This is a genomic window from Azoarcus sp. TTM-91 (genome assembly GCF_012911025.1).
Lineage (GTDB): Bacteria > Pseudomonadota > Gammaproteobacteria > Burkholderiales > Rhodocyclaceae > Azoarcus.
In genome coordinates, this window is sequence record NZ_WUEI01000001.1 from 72976 (window position 1) to 94899 (window position 21924).

The following is a 21924-nucleotide window of genomic DNA, read 5'->3' on the forward strand; positions in this document are numbered from 1 at the left end:
CGAAGCCCGTCGCCGCCATCTGAAAATCTGCGCAAGGCATCGGTCCCGCATGGTTTTCTTCCCCTCTCCCCCGGGGCACGGAGCGGAACCGGGGGAGAGGGGCCTGCGGCGCTCAAGCACTGCAAGCATCCTGGCGGGCGCTCCCCCGCTCTCCCGCTCCCCCGGGGCAATCCCCTTTCAGCCCAGCACTTCCGGCACCGGCACCCTCTTCCAGCCGGCTTCATCCAGCGCGGCGGCCAGGTAACGCGTGCTCTCCACCGCCCCCGGCGTATCGCCATGCACGCAGATGCTCTGCATCGGCGCCGGCAGCACCTTGCCGGAGTGGGCGACGATGCCGCCCGCCGCCAGCATGCGCAGCACATGGGCGGCGACTTCGGCGTGGTCGTGCAGCACCGCGCCCGGGCGGCTGCGCGGCATCAGCATGCCGTCGTCGGTGTAGGCGCGGTCGGCGAAGATCTCCGCCGCCACCCGCAGGCCGGCGCGCTCGCCGGCGAAGTAGAGCTGCGACAGCGCCGGCGCCAGCAGGATGAGCTCGCGGTCCACCGCGCGCACCGCCCGCGCCACTGCGTCGGCCAGGGTGGCGTCCTCGCAGGCCTGGTTGCTCAGCGCGCCGTGCGGCTTCACATGGCTCAGGCGGCCGCCCTCGGCGGCGGCGAAGGCGGCCAGTGCGCCCGCCTGGTAGATCACCGCCGCTTCCACCTCGGCCGGCGACAGCGCCATCGGCCGGCGGCCGAAGCCCTGCAGGTCCGGGTAGGCGGGGTGGGCGCCCAGGCTGACGCCGGCGGCCAGCGCGGCGCGCACCGTGCGGCGCATCACCATCGGGTCGCCGGCGTGGAAGCCGCAGGCGATGTTGGCGGAGTTCACCACCTGCAGCAGGGCCTCGTCCTCGCCCATCTTCCAGGCGCCGAAGGATTCGCCGAGGTCGGCGTTGAGGTTGATCTTCACAGCGTGTTCCTCTTCGGGTCGGCCTGCTGCGGCAGGGGGTCCAGCAGCGGGCGGTAATCCGGGCCCAGCGCATGCACCACGCCGCCGACCAGGTTGCAGGCATAGAGCGCGGCCAGATCCACGCCCTCGGCATAGAGCGGGCGGATGGCCGCCAGCAGTTCCCGGGTGCAGGCCTCGGCCACCCGCGCCAGGCGCTCGCCCTCGGCCACGTCCACCGCGGCGAAGCGCAGGGTTTCGCCCGGCCGCAGCGCCGCCAGGCGGGGAATGTCGGCGCTGATCACGGTGGCGATCTTGGGATAGCCGCCGGCGGTCTGGGCATCGGCCAGCAGCACGATAGGCTGGCCCTTGCCCGGCACCTGGATGGAGCCAGGCACGGTGGCATCGGAGACGATTTCCGCCGCGCCGGCATGCGCCAGCGTCGCCCCCTCCAGGCGCACGCCCATGCGGTCGGCCTCGGCGGTGACGCGGTATTCGCCCGCCACCAGCGCCGCCAATGCCTCGGCGGAGAAGTGGTCCGCCTGCGGCCCGGGAATCACCCGGATGGGCGCGGCGTCGCCGCCGGGCGGCTGCGGCAGCACCCGCTCCGGGCCCTCCGCCGCGGCGGCGGCCGGCAGCAGGTCGCCGGCGGCCAGCGCCCGGCCCTGGCCGTCGATGCCGCCCAGGCCGGCGCGGGCATAGGTGGCGGCGCTGCCCATGACCACCGCCGGCGCCAGCCCGGCCACCGCCACCATCGCCAGCCGGCCGCGCTCCATGCGGCGGATGCGCAGCACCTCGCCCTCGGCCAGCGTCAGCGAGCGCCAGGCCGGCAGCGCCCGCCGTTCCTCGCCACTGCCTATCTCCAGCGCGGCATGGCCGGCCACCGCGACGCGGACCGCGCCGCCGCGGGCAGCCAGTTGCAGGCCGCCGTCGAAGCACTCGATCACCGCGCTGTCTTCCGCGTTGCCGGCCAGCGCATTGGCAAGGCGCATCAGCCGGCGATCCAGCACCCCGGCCCAGGGCACGCCAATGCGGCGGAAGCCGCGGCGGCCGCCGTCCTGCAGCGTGGCGAAGGCGCCGGGCGACAGCACTTCGACACCGATGGGCCTGGCCGCGCTCATCGCCCGCCTCCAGCCGCCGCCTCGGCGCGCCAGTGCGCCGGCGGCAATTCTCCCGCCGCCACCGCCGCCGCCAGCCGCGCGTACTCGGCGGCGGACACCGGCTCGAAACGCACGCAATCGCCCGCCGCCAGCAGCGAAGGCTCGGCCGCCGCCGGGTCGAACAGGCGTACCGGGCAACGGCCCAGCAAGTGCCAGCCACCCGGGCTTTCCCAGGGATAGATCGCGCTCAGCCCGGTGGCGATGGCGACGCTGCCCGGCGCCACCCGCAGCCGCGGTTCGGCGCGGCGCGGCAGGCACAGCCGCTCGGGCAGGTCGCCCATGAAGGGGAAGCCGGGCATGAAGCCCAGCATGTACACCCGGTATTCGGTGCCGGCATGCAGCGCCACCACCTCGTCGGCGGTCGCGCCGATGGCGGCGGCGGTGGCCTCCAGGTCGGGGCCGGCCTCGCCGCCGTAGCACACCGGCAGCCGCCAGTGCCGGCCGCTGGCGGACTGCGCCTCGCCCGCGCCGACCAGCAGCGGCGCCAGCGCGGCCTCGACGTCGGCGCGGCAGGTGAGCAGCGGGTCGTAGAGCAGGGTGAGGGAGCGGAAGGTGGGCACCGCCTCGATCAGCCCCGGCAGGCCGCCGGCGCGGGCGAGCCGCGCCACCGCCGCGTCCAGCGCGTTCACCGCCGCCAGCAGGCCGGGGGCTATGGCGTCGCCGAACTCCACCGTCAGCGCGGCGTCGCCCGCATCCAGCAAGCGGATCTGCGGGCTCATCCCGGCACCGCCGTGGCTGCCGCCCGCGCCGCCTGGTCGTAGCGGCCGGAGAGCATGCGCAGCAGCGCCGCCAGCTCGCCGATGCGGGCGTTGTCTTCCTCGCTGCCGGAGAAGCCTTCCATCAGGCAGGATTCGCGCACGTCGCGGTAGGCGAGGCAGACCTCGCAGCCTTTGTCGGTGAGGAAGAAGAAGGCTTCCTTGCCGCGGCGCTCGCTGCGCACCAGGCCCAATCCGGCGAGCTTGCGCAGCGAGTAGGACACCACGTGGGTGTCTTCCACGTTGAGCACGAAGCAGATGTCCGCCAGGCGCTTGCCGCGCTCGCGGTGGGCGACGTGATGCAGCACCAGCACGTCCAGCGCGGTCATGTCGGGCACTCCGGTTGCTGCGCTGGCACGGATCATCCAGCGCGAGAAGGCGTTCCAGGCCAGGATCATGCCGTACTCCAGTTCCGACAACTCCGGCGAACGCGGCGACACCAGGTGCTGGGAGGAGACGATGCGGCCCGCTTCCGGAACCATGCAGGGCAGGGCGGCTGGCGGTTTGCTCATGGTTTTCTCTTTTCGTATACGATTTATCGACAAGTTATAGATGAAATCAACGAATCGAACAATCACCGCCCGGCCGCCATGCCGGCGCGTCCCTTCCCCCAACCCGCCCCGAGAACCCATGAACAGCGCCGAACGCGTCCTGCGCGCCTACCTCCACGCCAAGGACGAAAACCGCCCGCTCCACATGCAGCACGCCTTCACCCCGGACGCCGTGCTGGAGATGCAGGTCGCCAGCGACAACATCGCCTTTCCCGCCCGCAGCGAAGGCCTGGCCGCCATCACCGACGTGCTGGTGCGCCGCTTCGGCGAGCGCTACGACAATGTCTACACCTTCTACCTCGGCCGTCCGGCGGTCGAGACCGCCCATTTCCGCTGCGACTGGCTGGTCGGCATGACCGACAAGGAAAAGGGCGAGGTGCGCGTGGGCTGCGGCAGCTACGACTGGTACTTCGAAACCGCCGAGCCGCGCTGCGCGGAGAAGCTGAAGATCGTCATCGCCGCGATGGAGGTGCTGCCCGCGGCGCAAGCGCCCACGGTGTTCCAGTGGCTGCTGTCGCTGCCCTATCCGTGGACGGATGCCGCCACGGTGCTGAAGGAAGCACCAGCGCTGGCGGGCCTGCAGCCAGTGCTGGGCTGGCTGCGCAAGGGCGCCGCCTAAGCCGCCAGCAGGAAGGGCAGAGCCCGCTCCAGCAGCGCCGCCGGCGCTTCCTCCGGCACGTAGTGGCCGCAGGGCAGGGCACCGCCGTCCACCTGCTCCGCCACCCGGCGCCACTCGGCCAGCGGGTCGAAGCAGCGCTGCACCACGCCCTGGGCGCCCCACAACGCCAGCAGCGGCATGGGCAGCTTGCGGCCGGCGTCGCGGTCGGCGCGGTCGTGTTCCAGGTCGATGCCGGCGGCGGCGCGGTAATCCTCGCACAGGCCGTGGGCGCTGCCGGGCTGGGCGAGGCAGCGGCCGTACTCGGCGAAGGCGCGCGGATCGAAGGGGGCGAGGCCGGCATGGCGGCTGCCCATGACGTCGCGCAGGTAGGCGGCCGGGTCGGCCTCGATCAGGCGTTCCGGCAGCGGCGCACGCTGGATCAGGAAGAACCAGTGCCAGTAGGCGCGGGCGAAGGCTTCGCTGGTCTGCTCGTACATCGCCAGCGTCGGCGCGATGTCCAGCAGCACCAGCCGGCTCACCGCCTGCGCATGGTCGGCGGCGAGGCGGTGGGCGACGCGGGCGCCGCGATCGTGGGCGAGCACGGCAAAGCGCTCATGGCCGAGCAGGCGCATCAGCGTCGCCATGTCGGCGGCCATGCGACGTTTGGCGTAGTTGGCGTGATCCGGCGCGCCGGCCGGCTTGGCGGAGTCGCCGTAGCCGCGCAGGTCGGCGGCCACCAGGGTGAAGTGGCGCGCCAGCTCCGGCGCCACCTTGTGCCAGATGGCGTGGGTCTGCGGATGGCCGTGCAGCAGCAGCAGCGGCGGCCGCGTATCGCCCGCAACGGCATCGGTGACGCAGGCGATGGAGAGGCCGGGCTCGACCTCCACCTTCAGGCTGGAGAAGCCGGGGAAAAGCTCGCGGTCCGCCGGGATGGCGGCGGTGTTGGCGGGGACCATGGCTGTCCTCTTCGTGCTGGGGGAGGGGCAGTATCGCCCCTCGCCACCGCTCGCGGAAAGCGGCCCGCCCCCGGCCCGCTCAGGGATAGACGAACTGCCGCACCAGCGTCAGCTCGCCGGCGGCGCGCATCGGCACGTCGAACTCCTGGCGGCGCTCGTCCGGCGTGCCTTCGTTGGAGATCACGCTGACGCGGGCGGTGGTGAGCAAGTGGCTGCGGCCGCTGCCGTAGTAATTCACATAGACCAGGTAGGGGCCCTTGGACGGCGACGGCGAGGCGAAGATCTCCGGGCCGTAGCCGGTGGTGACGTCCACATCGATGGCGCCGCTGCGCACCACCCGGTTGCCGTACCAAGCGTGCTCGCCGTCCGGCGTCAGCACATGGAGATCGAGGTCGGTGCCATCGGTATCCCAGCTCAGCACCACCCGCAGCCGCGCCTGCGGCTGGCCGGCGGCGGTCTGGTAGAACTGGGTGCGCTGCACGCTGCGGCCCTCGCCGTCGCGGATCTCGACGCTGTTGGGGCCGGTGGCGAAGCTGTAGGCGCGGCCGTAGCGGCCCTGCTCGTCCACCTCCAGCGGCATGGCATTGCCGTTGACCACCAGCGTGGCCGGGCCTTTGCCCTGGTGGGCGATGCGGCCGCGGATCTGCGCCGCGTCCGGCGTGCCGGCGGGCATGCCGGCGCGGGAGGCGGGGTAGTTCACTTCCTGGGTGTAGGGCGCGTCGGCGCTGCCGGTGCGCCAGCCGCCTATGGGCATCTCGGCCTGCGCCCAGGCCGCCGCCGGCAGGGCGAGGGCGAGGAAAAGCGCGGCGTGCTCAGAAGATGACGGTTTTGACATGGGTGAGATCGCCGATCTTGCGCAGCGGCACGACGAAGCTCTCGCGCCGCTCCTGCGGGGTGTTTTCATGGAAGACGAGGGTGATGCGGCAGGTGATGATCTTGCGCTGCCGGGTGCTTTCGTCGAAATGGTAGCCGGCGCTGCCGAAGTTGCCCCAGTAGTTCACATAGAGCTGGTAGGGGCCGCGCAGCGGCGCGGTCATGGAGAACATCTCCGGGCCGGCGCCATCCACGCTGTCCACATCCATGCCGCCGCCGTTGCTGAGCTGCGGATGCGCCCAGAAGGCGTGCTGGCCGTCCGGCGTCAGCACATGCAGATCCACCTCCGCCTGGTCGTCGTCCCAGGCCAGGATGGCGCGCAGCTGGGCGCGCGGCCGCGCCGGATTGGCTTCGTAGAACTGCAGCCGGCCCAGGGACTCGCCCCCGGCGCTGCGGATCTCCACGCTGTTGGAGCCGGGGGCGAAGGCGTAGGGGCGGGCGAAGCGGCCGTCGTTGTCGCTGTACAGCGGCATCGGGTTGCCGTTGACCACCAGCGTGGGCGGCATGCGCACCTTGCCGTTGGCGTCGCGGGCGCGGTGCTCGGCGGCCAGGCGGCCGCGGATCAGCGTGCGGCCGGCCTGGGCGCCGCGGTCTATCGGCGAGTAGGGGTAGGCGACGCCGCTGTCCTCGCTGCGGTCGGTGAAGCCGCCGCGATTCCAGCCGCCGGCGGGTGCATCCAGCGTCAGCGGCTGTAGCGCCAGCGCGGGCAGCGGCACGAGGGACAAGGCCGCGGCGAACAGGAAATCGGGGCGGAAGCGGAAGCGCATCGGAGAGCAGGGCAGGTGGGGCGCATGTCGCGCGGGCGGCGCCAGCGCAATGGCATGGCGCGCCGCGCATGCTACGACCATCGCCGGCAGGGCGCAACGGCGGCCGCCGTAGCCTTCGCCGCCGCCAGCGCGGTCGCTTTCCGGCGCGCCTCCCGGGCAGGGCGACCGGAAGATCGCCCCCGCTCCCTCACGCACAGCGGCGCCGCACTCTCCACCATTGCATCCGCTGATACGAATAGCCGATGGTCGTACTCCACTTTAACGCCTAGTCTGCTTATGGGCGATGCAACAGCCCGGCGCGGCAACCGCCCCGGCAGCAACCTCCCAGCCGTGCAGTCGACAACAAAAGGAGCAGAAGATGTCCAACCCCAAGCTCGAAGTCCTGACCCCGCAAAACAGCCAGCTCATCTTCATCGACCACCAGCCGCAGATGGCCTTCGGCGTGCAGTCCATCGACCGCCAGGTGCTGAAGAACAACACCGTCGGCCTGGCCAAAGCGGCGAAGATCTTCAACATCCCCACCACCCTCACCACGGTGGAAACCGATTCCTTCTCCGGCTACACCTACCCCGAACTGCTGGATGTCTTCCCCGAGCAGCCGCTGCTGGAGCGCACCTCGATGAACTCCTGGGACGACCAGAAGGTGCGCGACGCGCTGGCCGCCAACGGCCGCAACAAGGTCATCGTCTCCGGCCTGTGGACCGAGGTGTGCAACACCACCTTCGCCCTGTGCGCCATGCTCGAAGGCGGCTACGAGATCTACATGGTGGCCGACGCCTCCGGCGGCACCAGCAAGGAAGCGCACGACTACGCCATGCAGCGCATGGTGCAGGCCGGCGTGGTGCCGGTGACCTGGCAGCAGGTGCTGCTCGAATGGCAGCGCGACTGGGCCCACCGCGACACCTACGATGCGGTGATGAAGCTGGTGAAGGAGCACTCCGGCGCCTACGGCATGGGTGTGGATTACGCCTACACCATGGTGCACAAAGCGGCCCAGCGCACCAGCACGCCACACAAGGCCATTCCTGCCGTTCCGGCACGTTGACCGCCACCTGATGACAGCCCGCCGCCCCCGCTGGCGGCGGGCTTCATTGCCTGCGCCGCCCGTTTTCCGATTGCGACCGCCCCGTCGCCGAGGACATGCCATGCCCGCCAACGCTCCCCCCGACCTCATCCTCACCAACGGCAAGTTCGCCACCCTGGACAGGCAGAACCCGCAAGTGGAAGCCGTCGCCATCCGCGATGGCCGCTTCATCGCCGTCGGCAGCCGGCAGGACGTCATGCCGTTGGCCGGCGACCACACCCGCGTCATCGACCTCCACGGCCGCCGCGCCATCCCCGGCCTGATCGACAGCCACATGCACATCATCCGCGGCGGCCTCAACTACAACCTCGAACTGCGCTGGGACGGCGTGCGCTCGCTGGCCGAGGCCATGCGCATGCTCAAGGAACAAGCCGCGCGCACCCCGGCGCCGCAGTGGCTGCGGGTGGTGGGCGGCTTCACCGAACACCAGTTCGCCGAAAAGCGCCTGCCCACGCTGGAAGAACTCAACGCCGCCGCGCCGGACACGCCGGTGTTCATCCTCCACCTCTACGACCGCGCCCTGCTCAACGGCGCCGCCCTGCGCGCGGTCGGCTACACCAAGGACACGCCCAACCCGCCGGGCGGCGAGATCGTGCGCGACGCCCACGGCAACCCCACCGGCCTGCTGCTGGCCCAGCCCAACGCCACCCTCCTCTACGCCACCCTGGCCAAGGGCCCCAAGCTGCCGCCGGAGTACCAGAAGAACTCCACCCGCCACTTCATGCGCGAGGTGAACCGCCTCGGCGTCACCGGCGTCATCGATGCCGGCGGCGGCTTCCAGAACTACCCGGACGACTACCGGATCATCGAAGAGCTGCACCGCGAAGGCCTGCTCACCGTGCGCCTGGCCTACAACCTGTTCACCCAGAAACCCAAGGAAGAACTGGCCGACTTCAAGAGCTGGAGCGCCCAGGTGCAGCCCGGCCAGGGCGACGACCTCTACCGCCACAACGGCGCCGGCGAGATGCTGGTCTATACCGCCGCCGACTTCGAGGACTTCCGCGTCGAGCGGCCGGACATGGCGCCGTCGATGGAGGCCGACCTGGAACCGGTGATCCGCCTGCTCGCCGAAAAGCGCTGGCCGTGGCGGCTGCACGCCACCTACGACGAAACCATCTCGCGCGCGTTGGACGTGTACGAGAAGATCGCCCGCGAGGTGCCCTTCGACGGCCTCAACTGGTTCTTCGACCACGCCGAGACCATCTCCGAACGCAATATCGACCGCATCGCCGCGCTCGGCGGCGGCATCGCCGTGCAGCACCGCATGGCCTACCAGGGCGAGTACTTCGTCGAACGCTACGGCGCCCGCGCCGCCGAGGCCACGCCGCCGGTGAAGAAGATGCTGGAGCGCGGCGTGAAGGTGGGCGCCGGCACCGACGCCACCCGCGTCGCCTCCTACAACCCCTGGGTGTCGCTGTCCTGGCTCACCACCGGCAAGACGGTGGGCGGCCTCGGCCTCTATCCCCAGGCCAAGCTGCTGGACCGCGACACCGCGCTGCGGCTGTGGACCGAGGCCAACACCTGGTTCTCCTCCGAAGTCGGCAAGAAAGGCCAGATCAAGGCCGGCCAGCTCGCCGACCTGGCGGTGCTCTCCGCCGACTACTTCGCCGTGCCCGGCGACGAGATCCAGGACATCACCTCGGTGCTCACCGTGCTGGGCGGCCAGGTGGTGCATGGCGACCAGGAATTCGGCCCGCTGGCGCCGGAGATTCCGCCCGCCATGCCGGACTGGTCGCCGGTGCGCCACGACGGCGGCTACCGCCCGCGCGCCATCCAGCCCGCCCAGGTCTACAACAAGGCCCGGCTGCAGCCGGATGCCGCCTGCGGCTGCGCCAGCGCCTGCGGCGTACATGGCCACGCCCATGCGCAGGCCTGGGCCAGCCAGGTGCCGGCGGGCGACGCCCGCAGCTTCTGGGGCGCGCTCGGCTGCGCCTGCTGGGCATTCTGATCATCATGACCAAGACCGCGGCCTCCACGGCCGACTCCACCACCAGCGCCGCCACCGGCGCCTTCGCCCCGCTCGCCTTACCCACCTTCGCCGTGCTGTGGGTGGCGACGGTGATGGGCAACATCGGCAGCTTCATGCGCGACGTCGCCAGCGCCTGGCTGGCCACCGACCTGTCGGCCTCGCCGGCGGCGGTGGCCATGATCCAGGCCGCCGCCACGCTGCCGGTGTTCCTGCTCGCCATCCCCGCCGGCGTGCTGGCCGACATCCTCGACCGCCGCCGCTTCCTCATCGCCGTGCAGATCGGCCTGGCGCTGGTCAGCGGCGCGCTGATGCTGCTGGCCTGGCGCCAGGCGCTCACCATCGAACTGCTGGTCGCCATGGTCTTCCTCGGCGGCGTCGGCACCGCGATGATGGGGCCGACCTGGCAGTCCATCGTGCCGGAGCTGGTGCCCCAGCCCATGCTGCGGCGGGCGGTGGCGCTGAACTCGCTGGGCGTGAACATCGCCCGCGCCATCGGCCCGGCCGCCGGCGGCCTGCTGCTGGCCGCCTTCGGCGCCGCCGCCACCTATGGCGCCGACCTGCTCAGCTACCTGTTCGTGATCGCCGCGCTGCTGTGGTGGCGCCGCCCGGCGCAGGCCGAAGACCCGCTGCGCGAGCACTTCTTCAGCGCCCTGCGCGCCGGCCTGCGCTTCACCCGCGCCCACAGCAAGCTGCATGTGGTGCTCATCCGCAGCGCGGTGCACTTCGCTTTCGGCAGCAGCATCTGGGCGCTGTTGCCGCTGGTGGCGCGCCAGCTGCTGCAGGGCGGCGCCAGCCTGTACGGCGTGCTGCTGGGCGCCGTCGGCGCCGGCGCCATCCTCGGCGCACTGCTGATGCCGCGGCTGCAGCGCCGGCTAGATGGCGACGGCGTGATGCTGGCCTCGGCGCTGGCCACCGCGCTGGTGATGGCCGCCCTCTCCGCCGCGCCGCCGGTGTGGCTGGCGCTACCGCTGCTGCTGCTGCTGGGCGCGGCCTGGATCCTGGCGCTCACCACCATGGCCGGCGCCGCCCAGGCCATCCTGCCCAACTGGGTGCGCGGCCGCGCGCTGGCGGTGTACCAGATGGTGTTCAACGGCGCGCTGGCCGCCGGCAGCCTGCTGTGGGGTTTCGTCGCCCAGGGCCTGGGCACGCCGCAGGCGCTGCTGATCGCCGCAGTCGGCCTGGTGCTGGCGGCACTGGGCATGCACCGGCTGCGCCTGCCGCTGGGCGAGGACGACCTCGGCCCCGCCCGCCACTGGCCCGACCCGGAGATGGCGGAAGCGGTCGCCCACGACCGCGGCCCGGTGATGATCCTGATCGAGTACCGCATCCCCGCCGCCGACCGCGACGCCTTCCTCCGCGCCGTGCACCAGCTCTCCGAGGAACGCCTGCGCGACGGCGCCTTCAGCTGGGGCGTGATGGAAGACCCGGCCGACGCCGAGCTGCTCACCGAGTGGTTCCTGGTCGAATCCTGGGCCGAACACCTGCGCCAGCACCGCCGGGTGCACAGCGCGGATGCCGACCTGCAGCGCGAGGTAGTGCGCTTCCATGCCGGCGAGGCGCCGCCCAGGGTGCGCCATCTGCTCGGCGTCGGCCTGCCGCCGCGCCAGCCCACGCGCCCAGGGAGTGAGCCCGCCGGACCGCACTGAAACGGCAATCCGGGGCGCCGGCGCCAGCGTGCAGCCCCGGCCTCATCCCCGCCTCGCCGGCAGGCTCACCAGCGCGATGCCGCCGAGGATGGCGCACACGCCGGCCAGCAGCGCGGACGTCAGCGCCTCGCCCAGCAGCAGCACCGACAGGGCCAGCCCCACCACCGGCACGCCCAGCATCGCGCTGGCCATGGCGGTGGCCGGCAGGCGCATGCTGGCGGCGTTGACCGCGCAGAAACAGAAGGCGGTGGCCACCGGGCCGACGAACAGCGCCACCTGCCAGAAAGCCGGCGAACCATCGCCGCTGTAAGGCCCCTCCACTACCCGGGCCAGCACCAGCAGCGGCAGCGTCGCCACCAGCATCTGCCAGGGCGCGAGGTGGTAAGCGCTGCTGGCGCCGCGCCGGCGGCGCAGATGCAGGATGCACACCGCCCAGCACAGCGAGGCGGCGAGCAGCATCAGGTTGGCCTTCAACACCGCCACATCCCGCCAATCCAGCGCCAGCGGATTGAGCAGCAGGGCCACGCCGGCCAGGCCCAGCAGCGTACCGCCGGCCTGGCGGAGGCCGAAGCGCTCGCCGAACAACAGGATGGCGGCCGGCGTCACCCACAGCGGCGTGGTGTAGGCCAGCACCGCCGAGCGGCCAGCGGGGATCTCGGTCATCGCCAGCGTGCCCAGCACGGTGAAGGCGAGCATCTGCAGCAGGCCGACGCTGGCCACCAGCGGCAGGTCGCCGCGCCGCGGCAGGCGCAGGCTGCCGGTCGCCAGCTGCAGCGCGAACAGGCAGAGGCCGCCGAGGGCAAAGCGAGTCGCGGCGAACCAGATAGGGGTGATGTGCTCCAGCCCGGCCTTCATCACCGGCCAGTTCGCACCCCAGATCAGGATGGCGAGGCCCAGCAGGGCAGCACCCTGCAGGCCGGCGAATGGCCGTCGGCGCAGCCAGCCCAGGCGCCCGGGGAAGGCGGCCGGCGGAGTGAGGGAGCAAGGGGAAAGCGGACTGGCCACGGACGTTCTCCATCGACGGATAGCGGCCGCGCGGGCGGCACGGCGTGGAGAAAATCCTATCCTTACGCAAGCAGAATTTTTGTCTTACCTTGGCTATGATTGGCGCTGATTGAAGATGATTCGCCTACCCGCTCATCAATTCATGGATAAATTATCCGATGCGCCAACTCGACCGCACCGACATCGCCATTCTCAACAAGCTGCAGGACAACGCCCGCATCACCAACGCCGAGCTGGCCCGCTCGGTGAACCTGTCGCCCACGCCCTGCTTCAACCGGGTGAAGGCGATGGAGGAACTGGGGCTGATCCGCCGCCAGGTCACGCTGCTGGCGCCGGAGATGCTGGGCCTGCTGGTGAACGTCTTCATCCATGTGCGGCTGGAGAAGCAGGCGGAGGACATGCTCAAGCGCTTCGAAGCGGCGATGGACGAGCGGCCGGAGGTGATGGAGTGCTACCTGATGACCGGCGACGAGGATTACCTGCTGCGGGTGGTGGTATCCGACATCCAGGCGCTGGAGCGCTTCATCCTCGACCATCTGACCAAGGTTCCCGGCGTCGCCAACATCCGCTCCAGCTTCGCGCTCAAGCAGGTGCGCTACAAGACCGCACTGCCGCTGCCGGACCAAGGCCTGACGCTGCAGCCGCCGGCGCGCTGAGCGGCGCGCGGCCCTAGCGCCGCTCGCGCAGCCGGCGGTACAGGGTGGCGCGGCTCATGCCCAGCAGGCGGGCGGCAGCCGCCACCTTGCCGCCGGTTTCCTGCAGCGCGCGCTGGATGGCTTCCTCCTCCAGCGTGGCGAGCAGGCCGCTGGCCGCCACCGGCGCGGCCTGCGGCGGCGAAGCCAGGGTAGGGAAATCGTGCGGCTGCAACGGGCGGCCCGGCTCGGCCACGGTATGGGCGTAAGTCAACGCATGGCGCAGCTCGCGGGCATTGCCCGGCCAGGGATGAGCCAGCAAGCGGGCGAGCGCGGCCGGCGCCAGGCTGCGGCGGCCTGTGGAAACCTCCGCCAGCAACGCCTCCATCAACGCCGCCAGCCCGCTGCGCTCGCGCAGCGGCGGCAGCGTCACCGTGAAGCCGGCGATGCGGTAGTAGAGGTCGGCGCGGAAGCGGCCCTCGCGCATCGCCTGCTGCAGATCCTGGTGGGTGGCGCAGATCAGCTGGAAGTCCACCCGCCGGCTGGCGGTGCTGCCCAGGCGGCTGAGTTCGCGCGTCTCCAGCACCCGCAGCAGGCGCGCCTGCAGCGCCAGCGGCATGTCGCCGATCTCGTCCAGGAACAGGCTGCCGCCATCGGCCAGCTCGATCTTGCCCGGCATGCCGCCACGCCGCGCGCCGGTGTAGGCGCCTTCGACATGGCCGAACAGCTCGCCCTCGATCAGCGTTTCCGGTATCGCCGCGCAGTTCAGCGCCACCAGCGGGCCGGCGGCGCGGGTGCTGCGGCGGTGCAGGCAGTCCGCCGCCACTTCCTTGCCGCTGCCGGTCTCGCCCAGCAACAGTACCGGCAGGCGGTTGGCGAGGGCGCGCAGCGCGGTTTCCAGCTGGCGCGGAATGGTGGCATCGCCGAACTCCGGCAAGGCCTCCTGCCGTGGCGCGGCCGGGCGGCGCGCCGGCGGCGTGGAAAGCGCGGGCGGCGCCGGGCTGCCGGCGGAGGCAAACAGGCAGAGGCCGGAATGCAGGCGCAGCGGCACCGGGCCGCGGGCCTGGCGCAGCGCGTCCATACAGGCCTGGAAGCGGCCTTCGAAGAGGTCGCCGAAGTGCAGCGCGGCGCCCCGGCCATGCTCGCTGCCTTCGCCGCGCTCGCCGAGGAAGCGCCGCGCCTGCTCGTTCATGCCGAGGATCTCGCCGTCCGCGCCCAGGGCGACCAGCAGATCCTGGGCGTCCTCCGGGCGGCTGTCGTCCCACGACAGCTTGAGGGTGTGCGCCGCCGGCCGGGCGCGGAACAGTTCGCGCTCTATCGCCCGCGCGCACTGGCTCACCAGGGCGAGGGCGCCGAAATCCGCCCGCGGCGAATCGCGGGTGATGTCCACCACGCCGGCCAGGCTGCCGTCCGGCGCCAGGATGGGGGCGGCGGCGCAGTGGAACATGCGGGTGGCGGAGAAGAAGTGCTCCGGACCGAACACCCGGATGGCGCGGCGCTCGCTCAGCGCACAGGACATGGCCGAGGTGCCGATGGCGTCTTCGGACAGATCCACGCCCTGGCGGAAAGCCAGCCGCATCGGGTGGGCGCGGTCGTCCAGCGCGCCGCCGACCGACAGCGCATGGCCGGCGCCATCGGTCATCAGCACCGCGTAGCCGGCGCCGCTCACCGCCCGCGCCAGCTTGTCCAGCGGCCCGGCGGCGGCCTGCAGCAGCGGCTGGCTGCGCTCCAGCAGGCCGCGCAGCATGGCGCGGCCGACCGGCTCGAATTCCACCGGATCGCGCTCGCGGCGGTCGGCCGCGGTACAGCGCGTCCAGGAGCGGAAAATTGCCTCGTCTATCAGGTCGTCCGGCTTCAGGCCGTGTTCGAAATAGGCCTGACGGGCGACGATGGCTCTCTCTAGCGGGCTGGGGACAGGCGGGTTCATCTCGGTGACCTCGCGGCGGGGCGCAGGATGGCGCCCGAATCCAGAAGCCGTTTTTATACCTCCATTAACTGACTTACGGTATAGCCGGCCGAAAGTCGGCAGGAACACCGCGAGGGAAAAGCCCCGCAGCAGCACCGGGAAGGGCGGCTGCCGCGGGGAAACGCGTCAATCGGGGCGCGGCTCAGAAGGGGTACTGGATGCCGCTGTCCATCACGCTGACCCACTGCGTCTGGCTGAAGGCCTCGAAGCTGGCCGGGCCGCCGAAGCGGCTGCCGTTGCCGGAGGCGCCCATGCCGCCGAAGGGCACCTGGAATTCGTTGTTCACCGTCTGGTCGTTGATGTGCACCATGCCGGCCTTCAGCCGCGAGGCCAGCGCCAGCGCGCGCGGCACCGAGGCGCTGTGCACCGCGGCGGCGAGGCCGTAGTCGGAGCCGTTCACCAGCGCCACCGCCTCGTCGTCGCTGTCGAACACGGTGATGGGCGCCACCGGGCCGAAGATTTCCTCCGTCCATGCCGGCATCGCCGGGGTGACGTCCGCCAGCACGGTGGCCGGGTAGAAGCGGCCGTCGCGCTGGCCGCCGGCCAGCAGCCGCGCGCCCTGCGCCACCGAGCGCGCCACCACCTCGGCCACCTTGTCGGCCTGGCGGTCGTTGATCAGCGGGCCCAGATGCACCGGCCCTGCAGCCGGGTCGCCCACCACCAGCCTGGCCGCCCGCGCCGCCAGCAGCTCGGCGTAGCGGCCGGCAACCTTGCGATGGACGAGGTGGCGGCCGGCCTGCATGCAGATCTGGCCCTGGTGCAGGAAGGCGCCCCAGGCGGCGCAGGAGGCGGCGGATTCCAGGTCGGCGTCGTCCAGGATCACCATCGCGTTGTTGCCGCCCAGCTCCAGCGACACCTTCTTCAGCATGCGGCCGCAGGTTTCGCCGATCTGGCGGCCGACGGCGGTGGAGCCGGTGAAGGAGATCATCTTCACCGCCGGATGGCGCACCAGCGCCTCGCCGGTAGCCGGGCCGCCGGGCAGCACGTGCAGCACGCCGCGCGGCAGGCCGGCGGCCTCGAACAGCTCGGCCAGCAGCAGGCCGCCGCACACCGCGCTCTGCACATCCGGCTTGAGGATCACCGCGTTGCCCAGGGCCAGCGCCGGCAGCACCGAGCGCAGGCCGAGCAGGATGGGGAAGTTCCACGGCGCGATCACGCCGACCACGCCGATGGGCACCCGCTGCCAGTAGTTGCGCCGGCCGGGCATGGAGGAGGGAAAGATCTCGCCCACCGCCTGCATCGGCATGGCCGCCGCCATGTGCGCCTGCTCCACGCTGGCGTTCAGCTCCCACTCGGCCTTGGCCGGGATGGAGCCGCATTCGCGCACGTTCCAATGGTTGATGCGTTCGGCATCGGCCTGCAGCAGGCGGGCGAACTCGCGCAGGATGGCGGCGCGGCGGTCGAAGGGCAGCGCCGCCCAGGCGGACTGGGCTTCGCTGGCGAGGCGGGCGGCGGCGTCCACATCGTCGGCATTGGCGGTGGCGAGCCGGCCCAGGCACTGACCGGTGGCGGGCTCGGTGACGGCGACGCTGTCGCCCCGGCCGGGCTGCCAGTCGCCGAGGAAGATGCGCTGTTCCCAGCGCGCTGCGGGGGTATCGGTCATGGTCGGTTCTCCTGGTCGGGCGGCGTTCAGCCTTGGGCGGCGGTGGGGTGGGCGGCGTTGATGTGGTCGGCGATGTAGCTGGCCAGCGCGTACACCGTTTCCGACGGGTTGTAGCCGATGGAGGTGGGCAGCAGGCTGGCGTCGGCGATGTAGAGATTGCGCACGTCATGGGTTTCGCCGTGCGGATTCACCACCGTCTTCGCCGGATCGGCCCCCATGCGGCAGGTGCCCTGCGGGTGGAAGGAGGTGTAGCGGTAGCGCGCCGGCTGGTTCTTCAGGCCGTCGATGACGCGGTCGATATCGGCCGGGCTATCCATCACCAGTGCCCGCGAGCTGGGCAGGTGGATGCGCCGCGCGCCGGCGGCGAACAGCACCCTGGCGTTGGTCTTGAGGCCGGCCTTCATCGCCTCGAAGTCGGCGTCGTCCACCGTGTAGCGGATGTGCTTGGCGCCGTCCTTCCAGCTCACCTCGCCGACGTTCTTGTCGTGGATCAGGGTGATGAGGCGCAGGGTGTTGCGGTAGCGGCTCATGTAGGAGACGTAGGGCTTGCCGGTGCCGGGCTCGACCTGGAAGCTGGCTTCCACCGGGTCCTGCACCGCGTTGAGCAGCAGGTAGCCGCCTTCTTCCGGCAGGGTGTACTTGTCCACATAGAGCGAGTGGGTGGCGCCGTGGAAGTCGTCCACCGTGTCGTCGAACTCGGCGGTGAGCGACAGCGTGGGGTGGCAGGCGAAGTTCTTGCCCACCTGCCCGCTGCTGTTGGCGAGCTGACTCTTCTGCAGCAACAGCGGCGTCTGCACCGGCCCGGCGGCGAGGATGACGATGGGCGCATCCACCCGCAGGTCCGCCTTCTTGCGGCCGCTCGCCGGGTCCACCACCTCCGCCTCGATGCCGCGGGCGACACCGCCTTCGGCCAGCACCCGGGTGGCGCGGGTGTCGGCGTAGATGCGGGCGCCGTGGGCCACCGCCCAGGGCAGGTAGGTGACCAGCATGGATTGCTTGCGGTCGGACACGCAGCCGGCGAAGCAGAAGCCGGTGAGGCCGCAATCCTTCACGTTGCGCCTGGCGATGCCGGCGGGGATGCCCAGCTTCTGCAGCCCGCCGTTGATCATCTCCGCGCCTATGCTGGTTTCGTGGGGGCCGTTCTGGCGGATCTTGAGATTGGCCTCCACTTTGTCGAAGTAGGGCGCCATCACCGCCGGGCTGAGGTTGGAGAGGCCGAACTCCCGCGCCCACAGCTTCAGGTAGTAGTCCGGCGTGCGGAAACAGAGCGCCGCGTTCACCACGGTGGAGCCGCCCACACAGGCGCCCTGCAGGATGCTGATGTCGCCGTCGGCATTGGATTGGCCGCCGTGGTCCTGGTACAGCGTGCCCATGGCGATGGCCATCATCTCGGTGAATTTCTCCGACGGCACGTAAGGGCCGGCTTCCAGCACCACCACCGATTTGCCCTGGGCCGCCAGTTCGTAGGCGGTGATGGCGCCGCCGGCGCCGGAGCCGACGATCACCGCGTCGGCCTTGAGGTGCAGCTTGCGCTGCCTGATGTCCGCAGCCTGGGTGAGCTTGAGGCCGTGGGGCGGCACGATTGCGATCTTCTTCCGGGTCATCTGGGTTCTCTCGCGGGTCATTGGGGCAGCGGCCGGGCGGCCTGCGGCAGGGGCGCGTTGCCGAGGGATTCCAGCCCCCATTTGCGCGTCACCGGGCCGTCGTAGCCCAGCGGCGCCCAGGTCGGCGGGTTGGCCCAGTAGGCGAGGCCGACCAGCTTCTTCAGCCCCATCGCCAGCGCCCGCTGCGGCACCTCGGGTGAATCCGCCCATTCGTCGCAGAAGCGCGCCGCCTCGGCATCGCCCAGCGCGCTGAAGCGCTTGCCGTAGCGCGCCTGCGGGCCGTCGTCGAAGTAGCGCACGCCGCCCTTCAGCCCTTGCAGGATGTGCGGCTCCATGGTCGCCAGCAGGGCGGCGTCCAGCGTCTGCATCACCGGGATCTGCGCGGTGGGCACCAGCGCGCTGCCGTCGGTGGGCAGCATCACCGCCAGCAGGCGCTGGAATACCGCGTGTTCGTCCGCGCTCATCACCTTGATGCCCTCCGGCAGCGCGGCCTGGGCAGCACCGGGAGCGAGCAGGCCGGCACCGGCGGCGGCGCCGGCCGCGGCCAGGCCGAAGCGCAGGAAGGCGCGCCTGTCCATGCGCTGTATCTGCGCCAGCGCCTGCAGCGTGTGCGGATGCAGGCTGGTGGAAATGGGTTCGGGCATTGTCTTGTCTCCTGTTGTGGTCGGTCTGGTCGGCGGCGGGGGAATCGCCCCCGCCGCCTGCCGGCCGTCTCCTGGGGAACGGCCGGGCGGGAGCGGCCGCTCGCTCCCTCGCCTGGGTGCGGCCCTGGCGGGCCGCGCCTCAGAACACCTTCAGCAGCCGCAGGTTGAAGCGGCTGGATTCACGCGCGCCGTTCTCCACCCGCAGCGCCTGGCCGTACTGCGCCTGCAGCTGCACGGTGGGAGCGACGAAGGTGGCGAAGGTGAGGAGCCAGCGGTCGTTGCGCAGGCGGTCGTCCTGGCGCACGCCGTCCAGCTTCGTCTCGCCGCCGTAGTCGCGGTAATAGGAGACGGCGGCGTGGGTGGAGGGGGAGAAGAGGTAGCGCAGGTGGGCCTGCAGGCCGTAGCTGGGGTCCTGCTTGCGCTTCATGCCGAGAAAGTCGTCGTTCTCGCCATACACCGCGTATTCGCCGATCAGGTCCAGCATGAAATTGGCCGGCAGCGCGGTGACGTAGCCGGCCTGGAAGATGCCCTTCCAGCGGTTCTCGCCGACGTTCACCGGGCCCTTGTCGTCGTCATAGCTGCCGACCGGGATGGAGACGAAGGCCGACAGGCCCAGCCAGCGTTTCTCCTCGGCCTGGTTCACCAGCCACAGCGTGCCGCCGACCAGCGGATCGCCGACGCCGCTGGCGGAGGTGGAGGAGAGGCCGGCGAAGGGCGTCTTCAGCCGCACGGTACCGAAGGGCAGGATGAGCTGCGGATCGATCACGTAGTCGCCCAGCCTGGCGTAATGCACCCAGCGCAGCAGGCCGATGTCGGTCTCCAGACGGAAGCGGCCGGGCAGCTTGTCGCCGCCGGCGTAGTAGGCGTCGCGCTCGGTGTGCTGCAGGTAGAGGATGCCGAGGTCGGTGCCCGGCGGCAGCGCCGCGTAGTCGCCGGGGTCGGTGGCGATTTCCGCCGCGCCGGCGCCGCCGGCAAGCAGGCCCAGGCTGGCGAGCAGGGCAAGGGTCAGGGATGCGGGGCGCGAACGCCCGCGGCCGCAGCAGGATGACCTGTGCATGGGTGGAGTCTCCTCGTTGTTTTGGCTTTGCGGGTACCGTCTGCGCGGCCCCGTGCCATGCATGGCAAGGAGTGTTCCAGCCCTGTTCTCCGCCGCGAATCGAGGCGGTTTCCCTTTTCTGATCAGCGGCTTGTGGGGAAGGCGGCGGCCGCCTGCCGGACGCAGGGCCGTCTCAGCCGTCTCCGGCTGAGACGATCGGTCTCAGTTTGAGACCGGCGCGCCGCCGGACCCCTCAGTCGAAGCTGCCGCCCGTCAGCCGCCGCGCCCAGCGCTCCACCAGCTCCTCGTCCTGGCTCGCCGGGTGGTGGCGCAGGCCGAGGTGCAGGTATTCGTGGGCCAGGGTGATGCGGTCCTCCACCGTCTGCAGCTCGCGCACATGGATGCGGCCGCGGTCCAGCTCGGAGAAGGGCGTGCCCCAGGCCAGCCGGCACACCAGCGGCGGCGAGGCCGGCGGGCGGAAGCCGGGCAGATCGGCGAGCTGGCGGTGCCATTGCGGCGCCTGCGCCTGCAGCCAGCGCTCCGCCTGCTCCAGCCGTTCGCAGGGCAGGCCGGCGGGATCGCGGCTGGCGGCAAGGTCGGCGGCGGGAAAAGCCCGCCGCAGGATGGCATCCCACGGCGTACCGGCGCGGCCGGCGGCCTGGGCCTCGCGCCACACCAGGCGGCCCGGCCCCGGCGTGTCCAGGTGATAGCCCACCGGCGCGCCGCGCAACACCAGGTCGGTAGTGAAGGCCGCCACCGCCAGCGCCGCCGCCGACGGCGGATTGGCCGACACCCGCTGGCTGCGGCTGCTGTCGGCGATGGCCAGGCAGTTGCCCTCGCGCCGCGCCTCGTTGAACAGGTAGCTGCGTATCACCACCGCCAGCGCGCGCGCCGCCTCGGTGTCGCTGGCGTCGGCCTCGCGGTCCAGCACGCGGGCGACGTATTCATCCACGCCGAAGCGGCCGGAGACCACTGGCCGGCCGGCCTGCTGCACCAGCCGCATCTGGCCGCTGGCGAGGAAGGGCAGGGCGACGCCGTTGTCGAACACCGCCACATGGCGGCCGCGCAGCGGGCCGGGCCGCGCCGCCTTGCCGCCGGGCAGTTCCACCCGCGCGAGCGGATAGCGGCTGAAGAACGCCACCTCCACGCAGCCGGGTGCTAGCGCCGCCTCGCCCTGCGGCAAGGCCGCCGCCAGCGTGGCGCCGTGGCGCGCCAGCACCTGCTGGCCGGTGCCGCTGCCGGCGAACCACAGCGGCGTGCCATCCACCAGCCAGCCGGCGCCGCCGCCGTAGCGCTCGCGCGTGCCGGGGCGGAACCAGGAGAAGGTCTTGATGCGCAGCCGCCCGCCCAGCTCGCGCACCGCGCCGGCCTCGCCGCCGGAGCCGAAGGTGCGCGCCAGCAGCACCTGCGCCGCCTGCTCCCGCGCCCGCGCCGGCACCGCCTCCAGCGCGAAGATGAGCTCCGCCGGGCTCACCAGCGTCTCCGGCCGCATCGCCGCCAGCTCCGCCAGCCAAGGCGCGCCGGGTGCCCGCGCGGTCCAGAAATCGCGCCAGCCGGCGGCCTGCAGCCCCAGCCGCGCCGGCTCGAAGAACAGCCCGCAGGAGGACACCAGCGCCGCATCCCGGCCGATGGCGCCACCGCGCTCGCAGCAATAGTGCTCTTCCTCGCGCAGCCGGCGGCTGGCGGCATCGTTGCCGGAACCGGCGCGGCAGACGTAATCCGGCGCCGCGCCGCCGCTCTCCGCCAGCCAGGCGAACACGAAGAGCTTCCACAGGCTGCCCAGCGGCACCCGGGCCGCCACCGCCTGCCCGTCCACCGGCTGGCCGTCGGCCGCATAGGCGCGCGTCATCAGCTCGCCTGAGAGCGGGTCGCGGTAGGCCAGCTCCAGCGCCGGCGCGGCGAGGCTGGCCGCGCCGGCGGCCATCAGGGCCAAACCGCCGAAAATGCGGGCAAGGCGAAGCGGAATCATGGAAAGGTGCGAGGCAGATTGAGCCGAAGCATGATGTCCGCCCACCGCGACGCTTGTCCACCTATCGCCGGCCCCTCCCACCACCGGCCAGCTTGACGCTGCCAGCTGCGGGGCGTCCAATCGGCGCGATGCCTGCCCCCAAGGCGGCAGCGCTCCGCAGCGCTTGCATGCCCTCCGCTTCCCTT

19 protein-coding genes are annotated in these 21924 nt (G+C 71.6%); 5 read left to right on the forward strand and 14 right to left on the reverse strand.

The window, feature by feature from the left end; translation table 11 throughout:
• Window positions 1-177 precede the first annotated feature (177 nt).
• From GRF61_RS00310 to GRF61_RS00325, 4 genes are read right to left on the reverse strand one after another with little or no spacing between them, the layout of a single operon-like run.
• Complete coding sequence (locus GRF61_RS00310) at window positions 178-945, reverse strand: 5-oxoprolinase subunit PxpA (protein WP_169148752.1); 768 nt, start codon at window positions 943-945, stop codon at window positions 178-180.
• On the reverse strand, window positions 942-2042 hold the full coding sequence (locus GRF61_RS00315; protein ID WP_169148753.1) for a biotin-dependent carboxyltransferase family protein: 1101 nt from the start codon (window positions 2040-2042) through the stop codon (window positions 942-944). Before GRF61_RS00315 ends, GRF61_RS00310 begins: the two co-directional genes overlap by 4 nt.
• Window positions 2039-2800 (reverse strand): 5-oxoprolinase subunit PxpB, encoded by a 762-nt coding sequence (gene pxpB, locus GRF61_RS00320; protein ID WP_169148754.1) that lies wholly within the window; start codon window positions 2798-2800, stop codon window positions 2039-2041. The genes GRF61_RS00315 and pxpB overlap by 4 nt, the downstream gene beginning before the upstream one ends.
• On the reverse strand, window positions 2797-3348 hold the full coding sequence (locus GRF61_RS00325) for a winged helix DNA-binding protein (protein ID WP_133593926.1): 552 nt from the start codon (window positions 3346-3348) through the stop codon (window positions 2797-2799). The genes pxpB and GRF61_RS00325 overlap by 4 nt, the downstream gene beginning before the upstream one ends.
• Window positions 3349-3466: 118 nt before the next feature.
• On the opposite strand from GRF61_RS00325, the gene GRF61_RS00330 reads away from it, so the two are divergent.
• Window positions 3467-4006: a hypothetical protein gene (locus GRF61_RS00330; RefSeq protein ID WP_169148755.1), complete on the forward strand. Its 540-nt coding sequence runs from the start codon at window positions 3467-3469 to the stop codon at window positions 4004-4006.
• Here GRF61_RS00330 and GRF61_RS00335 read toward each other — a convergent pair.
• The 3 genes from GRF61_RS00335 to GRF61_RS00345 all read right to left on the reverse strand — a co-directional run bounded on the left by GRF61_RS00335 (window position 4003) and on the right by GRF61_RS00345 (window position 6581).
• Window positions 4003-4941 carry an alpha/beta hydrolase gene (locus GRF61_RS00335; protein WP_169148756.1) on the reverse strand — a complete coding sequence of 313 codons (939 nt, stop codon included), beginning with the start codon at window positions 4939-4941 and terminating at the stop codon, window positions 4003-4005. The genes GRF61_RS00330 and GRF61_RS00335 overlap by 4 nt on opposite strands.
• A 79-nt stretch (window positions 4942-5020) precedes the next feature.
• Window positions 5021-5776 (reverse strand): DUF2135 domain-containing protein, encoded by a 756-nt coding sequence (locus GRF61_RS00340; RefSeq protein ID WP_169148757.1) that lies wholly within the window; start codon window positions 5774-5776, stop codon window positions 5021-5023.
• The gene (locus GRF61_RS00345) at window positions 5754-6581 is read right to left on the reverse strand and encodes a DUF2135 domain-containing protein (RefSeq protein ID WP_169148758.1); all 828 of its coding nucleotides are present in this window, start codon (window positions 6579-6581) and stop codon (window positions 5754-5756) included. The genes GRF61_RS00340 and GRF61_RS00345 overlap by 23 nt, the downstream gene beginning before the upstream one ends.
• Before the next feature lie 358 nt (window positions 6582-6939).
• On the opposite strand from GRF61_RS00345, the gene GRF61_RS00350 reads away from it, so the two are divergent.
• From GRF61_RS00350 to GRF61_RS00360, 3 genes are all read left to right on the forward strand, one after another.
• A complete protein-coding gene (locus tag GRF61_RS00350) occupies window positions 6940-7626 on the forward strand; it encodes a hydrolase (RefSeq protein WP_169148759.1) in 687 nt (228 codons plus the stop codon).
• Between the two features lie 100 nt (window positions 7627-7726).
• Window positions 7727-9613, forward strand: coding sequence for an amidohydrolase (locus tag GRF61_RS00355; RefSeq protein WP_169148760.1), 1887 nt, complete (start codon window positions 7727-7729; stop codon window positions 9611-9613).
• A 5-nt stretch (window positions 9614-9618) separates the two neighbouring features.
• Entirely contained in the window at window positions 9619-11280 is a 1662-nt protein-coding gene (locus GRF61_RS00360; RefSeq protein ID WP_169148761.1) for an MFS transporter, read from the forward strand.
• Window positions 11281-11322: 42 nt separating this feature from the next.
• Here GRF61_RS00360 and GRF61_RS00365 read toward each other — a convergent pair whose 3' ends face one another.
• Window positions 11323-12285, reverse strand: coding sequence for a DMT family transporter (locus GRF61_RS00365; protein ID WP_211165649.1), 963 nt, complete (start codon window positions 12283-12285; stop codon window positions 11323-11325).
• 158 nt (window positions 12286-12443) lie between these two features.
• On the opposite strand from GRF61_RS00365, the gene bkdR reads away from it, so the two are divergent.
• Entirely contained in the window at window positions 12444-12941 is a 498-nt protein-coding gene (gene bkdR / locus GRF61_RS00370) for a Bkd operon transcriptional regulator BkdR (protein WP_169148762.1), read from the forward strand.
• A 13-nt stretch (window positions 12942-12954) separates the two neighbouring features.
• Here the strand turns inward: bkdR and GRF61_RS00375 are convergent, their stop codons facing one another.
• The 6 genes from GRF61_RS00375 to GRF61_RS00400 all read right to left on the reverse strand — a co-directional run bounded on the left by GRF61_RS00375 (window position 12955) and on the right by GRF61_RS00400 (window position 21739).
• Window positions 12955-14844 (reverse strand): sigma-54-dependent Fis family transcriptional regulator, encoded by a 1890-nt coding sequence (locus GRF61_RS00375; protein WP_169148763.1) that lies wholly within the window; start codon window positions 14842-14844, stop codon window positions 12955-12957.
• A gap of 181 nt (window positions 14845-15025) precedes the next feature.
• Entirely contained in the window at window positions 15026-16486 is a 1461-nt protein-coding gene (locus GRF61_RS00380) for a benzaldehyde dehydrogenase (protein WP_169148764.1), read from the reverse strand.
• A gap of 26 nt (window positions 16487-16512) precedes the next feature.
• Complete coding sequence (locus tag GRF61_RS00385) at window positions 16513-18090, reverse strand: GMC family oxidoreductase (RefSeq protein WP_169148765.1); 1578 nt, start codon at window positions 18088-18090, stop codon at window positions 16513-16515.
• 17 nt (window positions 18091-18107) lie between these two features.
• Entirely contained in the window at window positions 18108-18734 is a 627-nt protein-coding gene (locus GRF61_RS00390) for a hypothetical protein (RefSeq protein WP_169148766.1), read from the reverse strand.
• A 139-nt stretch (window positions 18735-18873) separates the two neighbouring features.
• Window positions 18874-19791, reverse strand: coding sequence for a transporter (locus GRF61_RS00395; RefSeq protein WP_169148767.1), 918 nt, complete (start codon window positions 19789-19791; stop codon window positions 18874-18876).
• A gap of 232 nt (window positions 19792-20023) precedes the next feature.
• The gene (locus tag GRF61_RS00400) at window positions 20024-21739 is read right to left on the reverse strand and encodes a DUF2300 domain-containing protein (RefSeq protein WP_169148768.1); all 1716 of its coding nucleotides are present in this window, start codon (window positions 21737-21739) and stop codon (window positions 20024-20026) included.
• Between the last annotated feature and the right edge of the window lie 185 nt (window positions 21740-21924).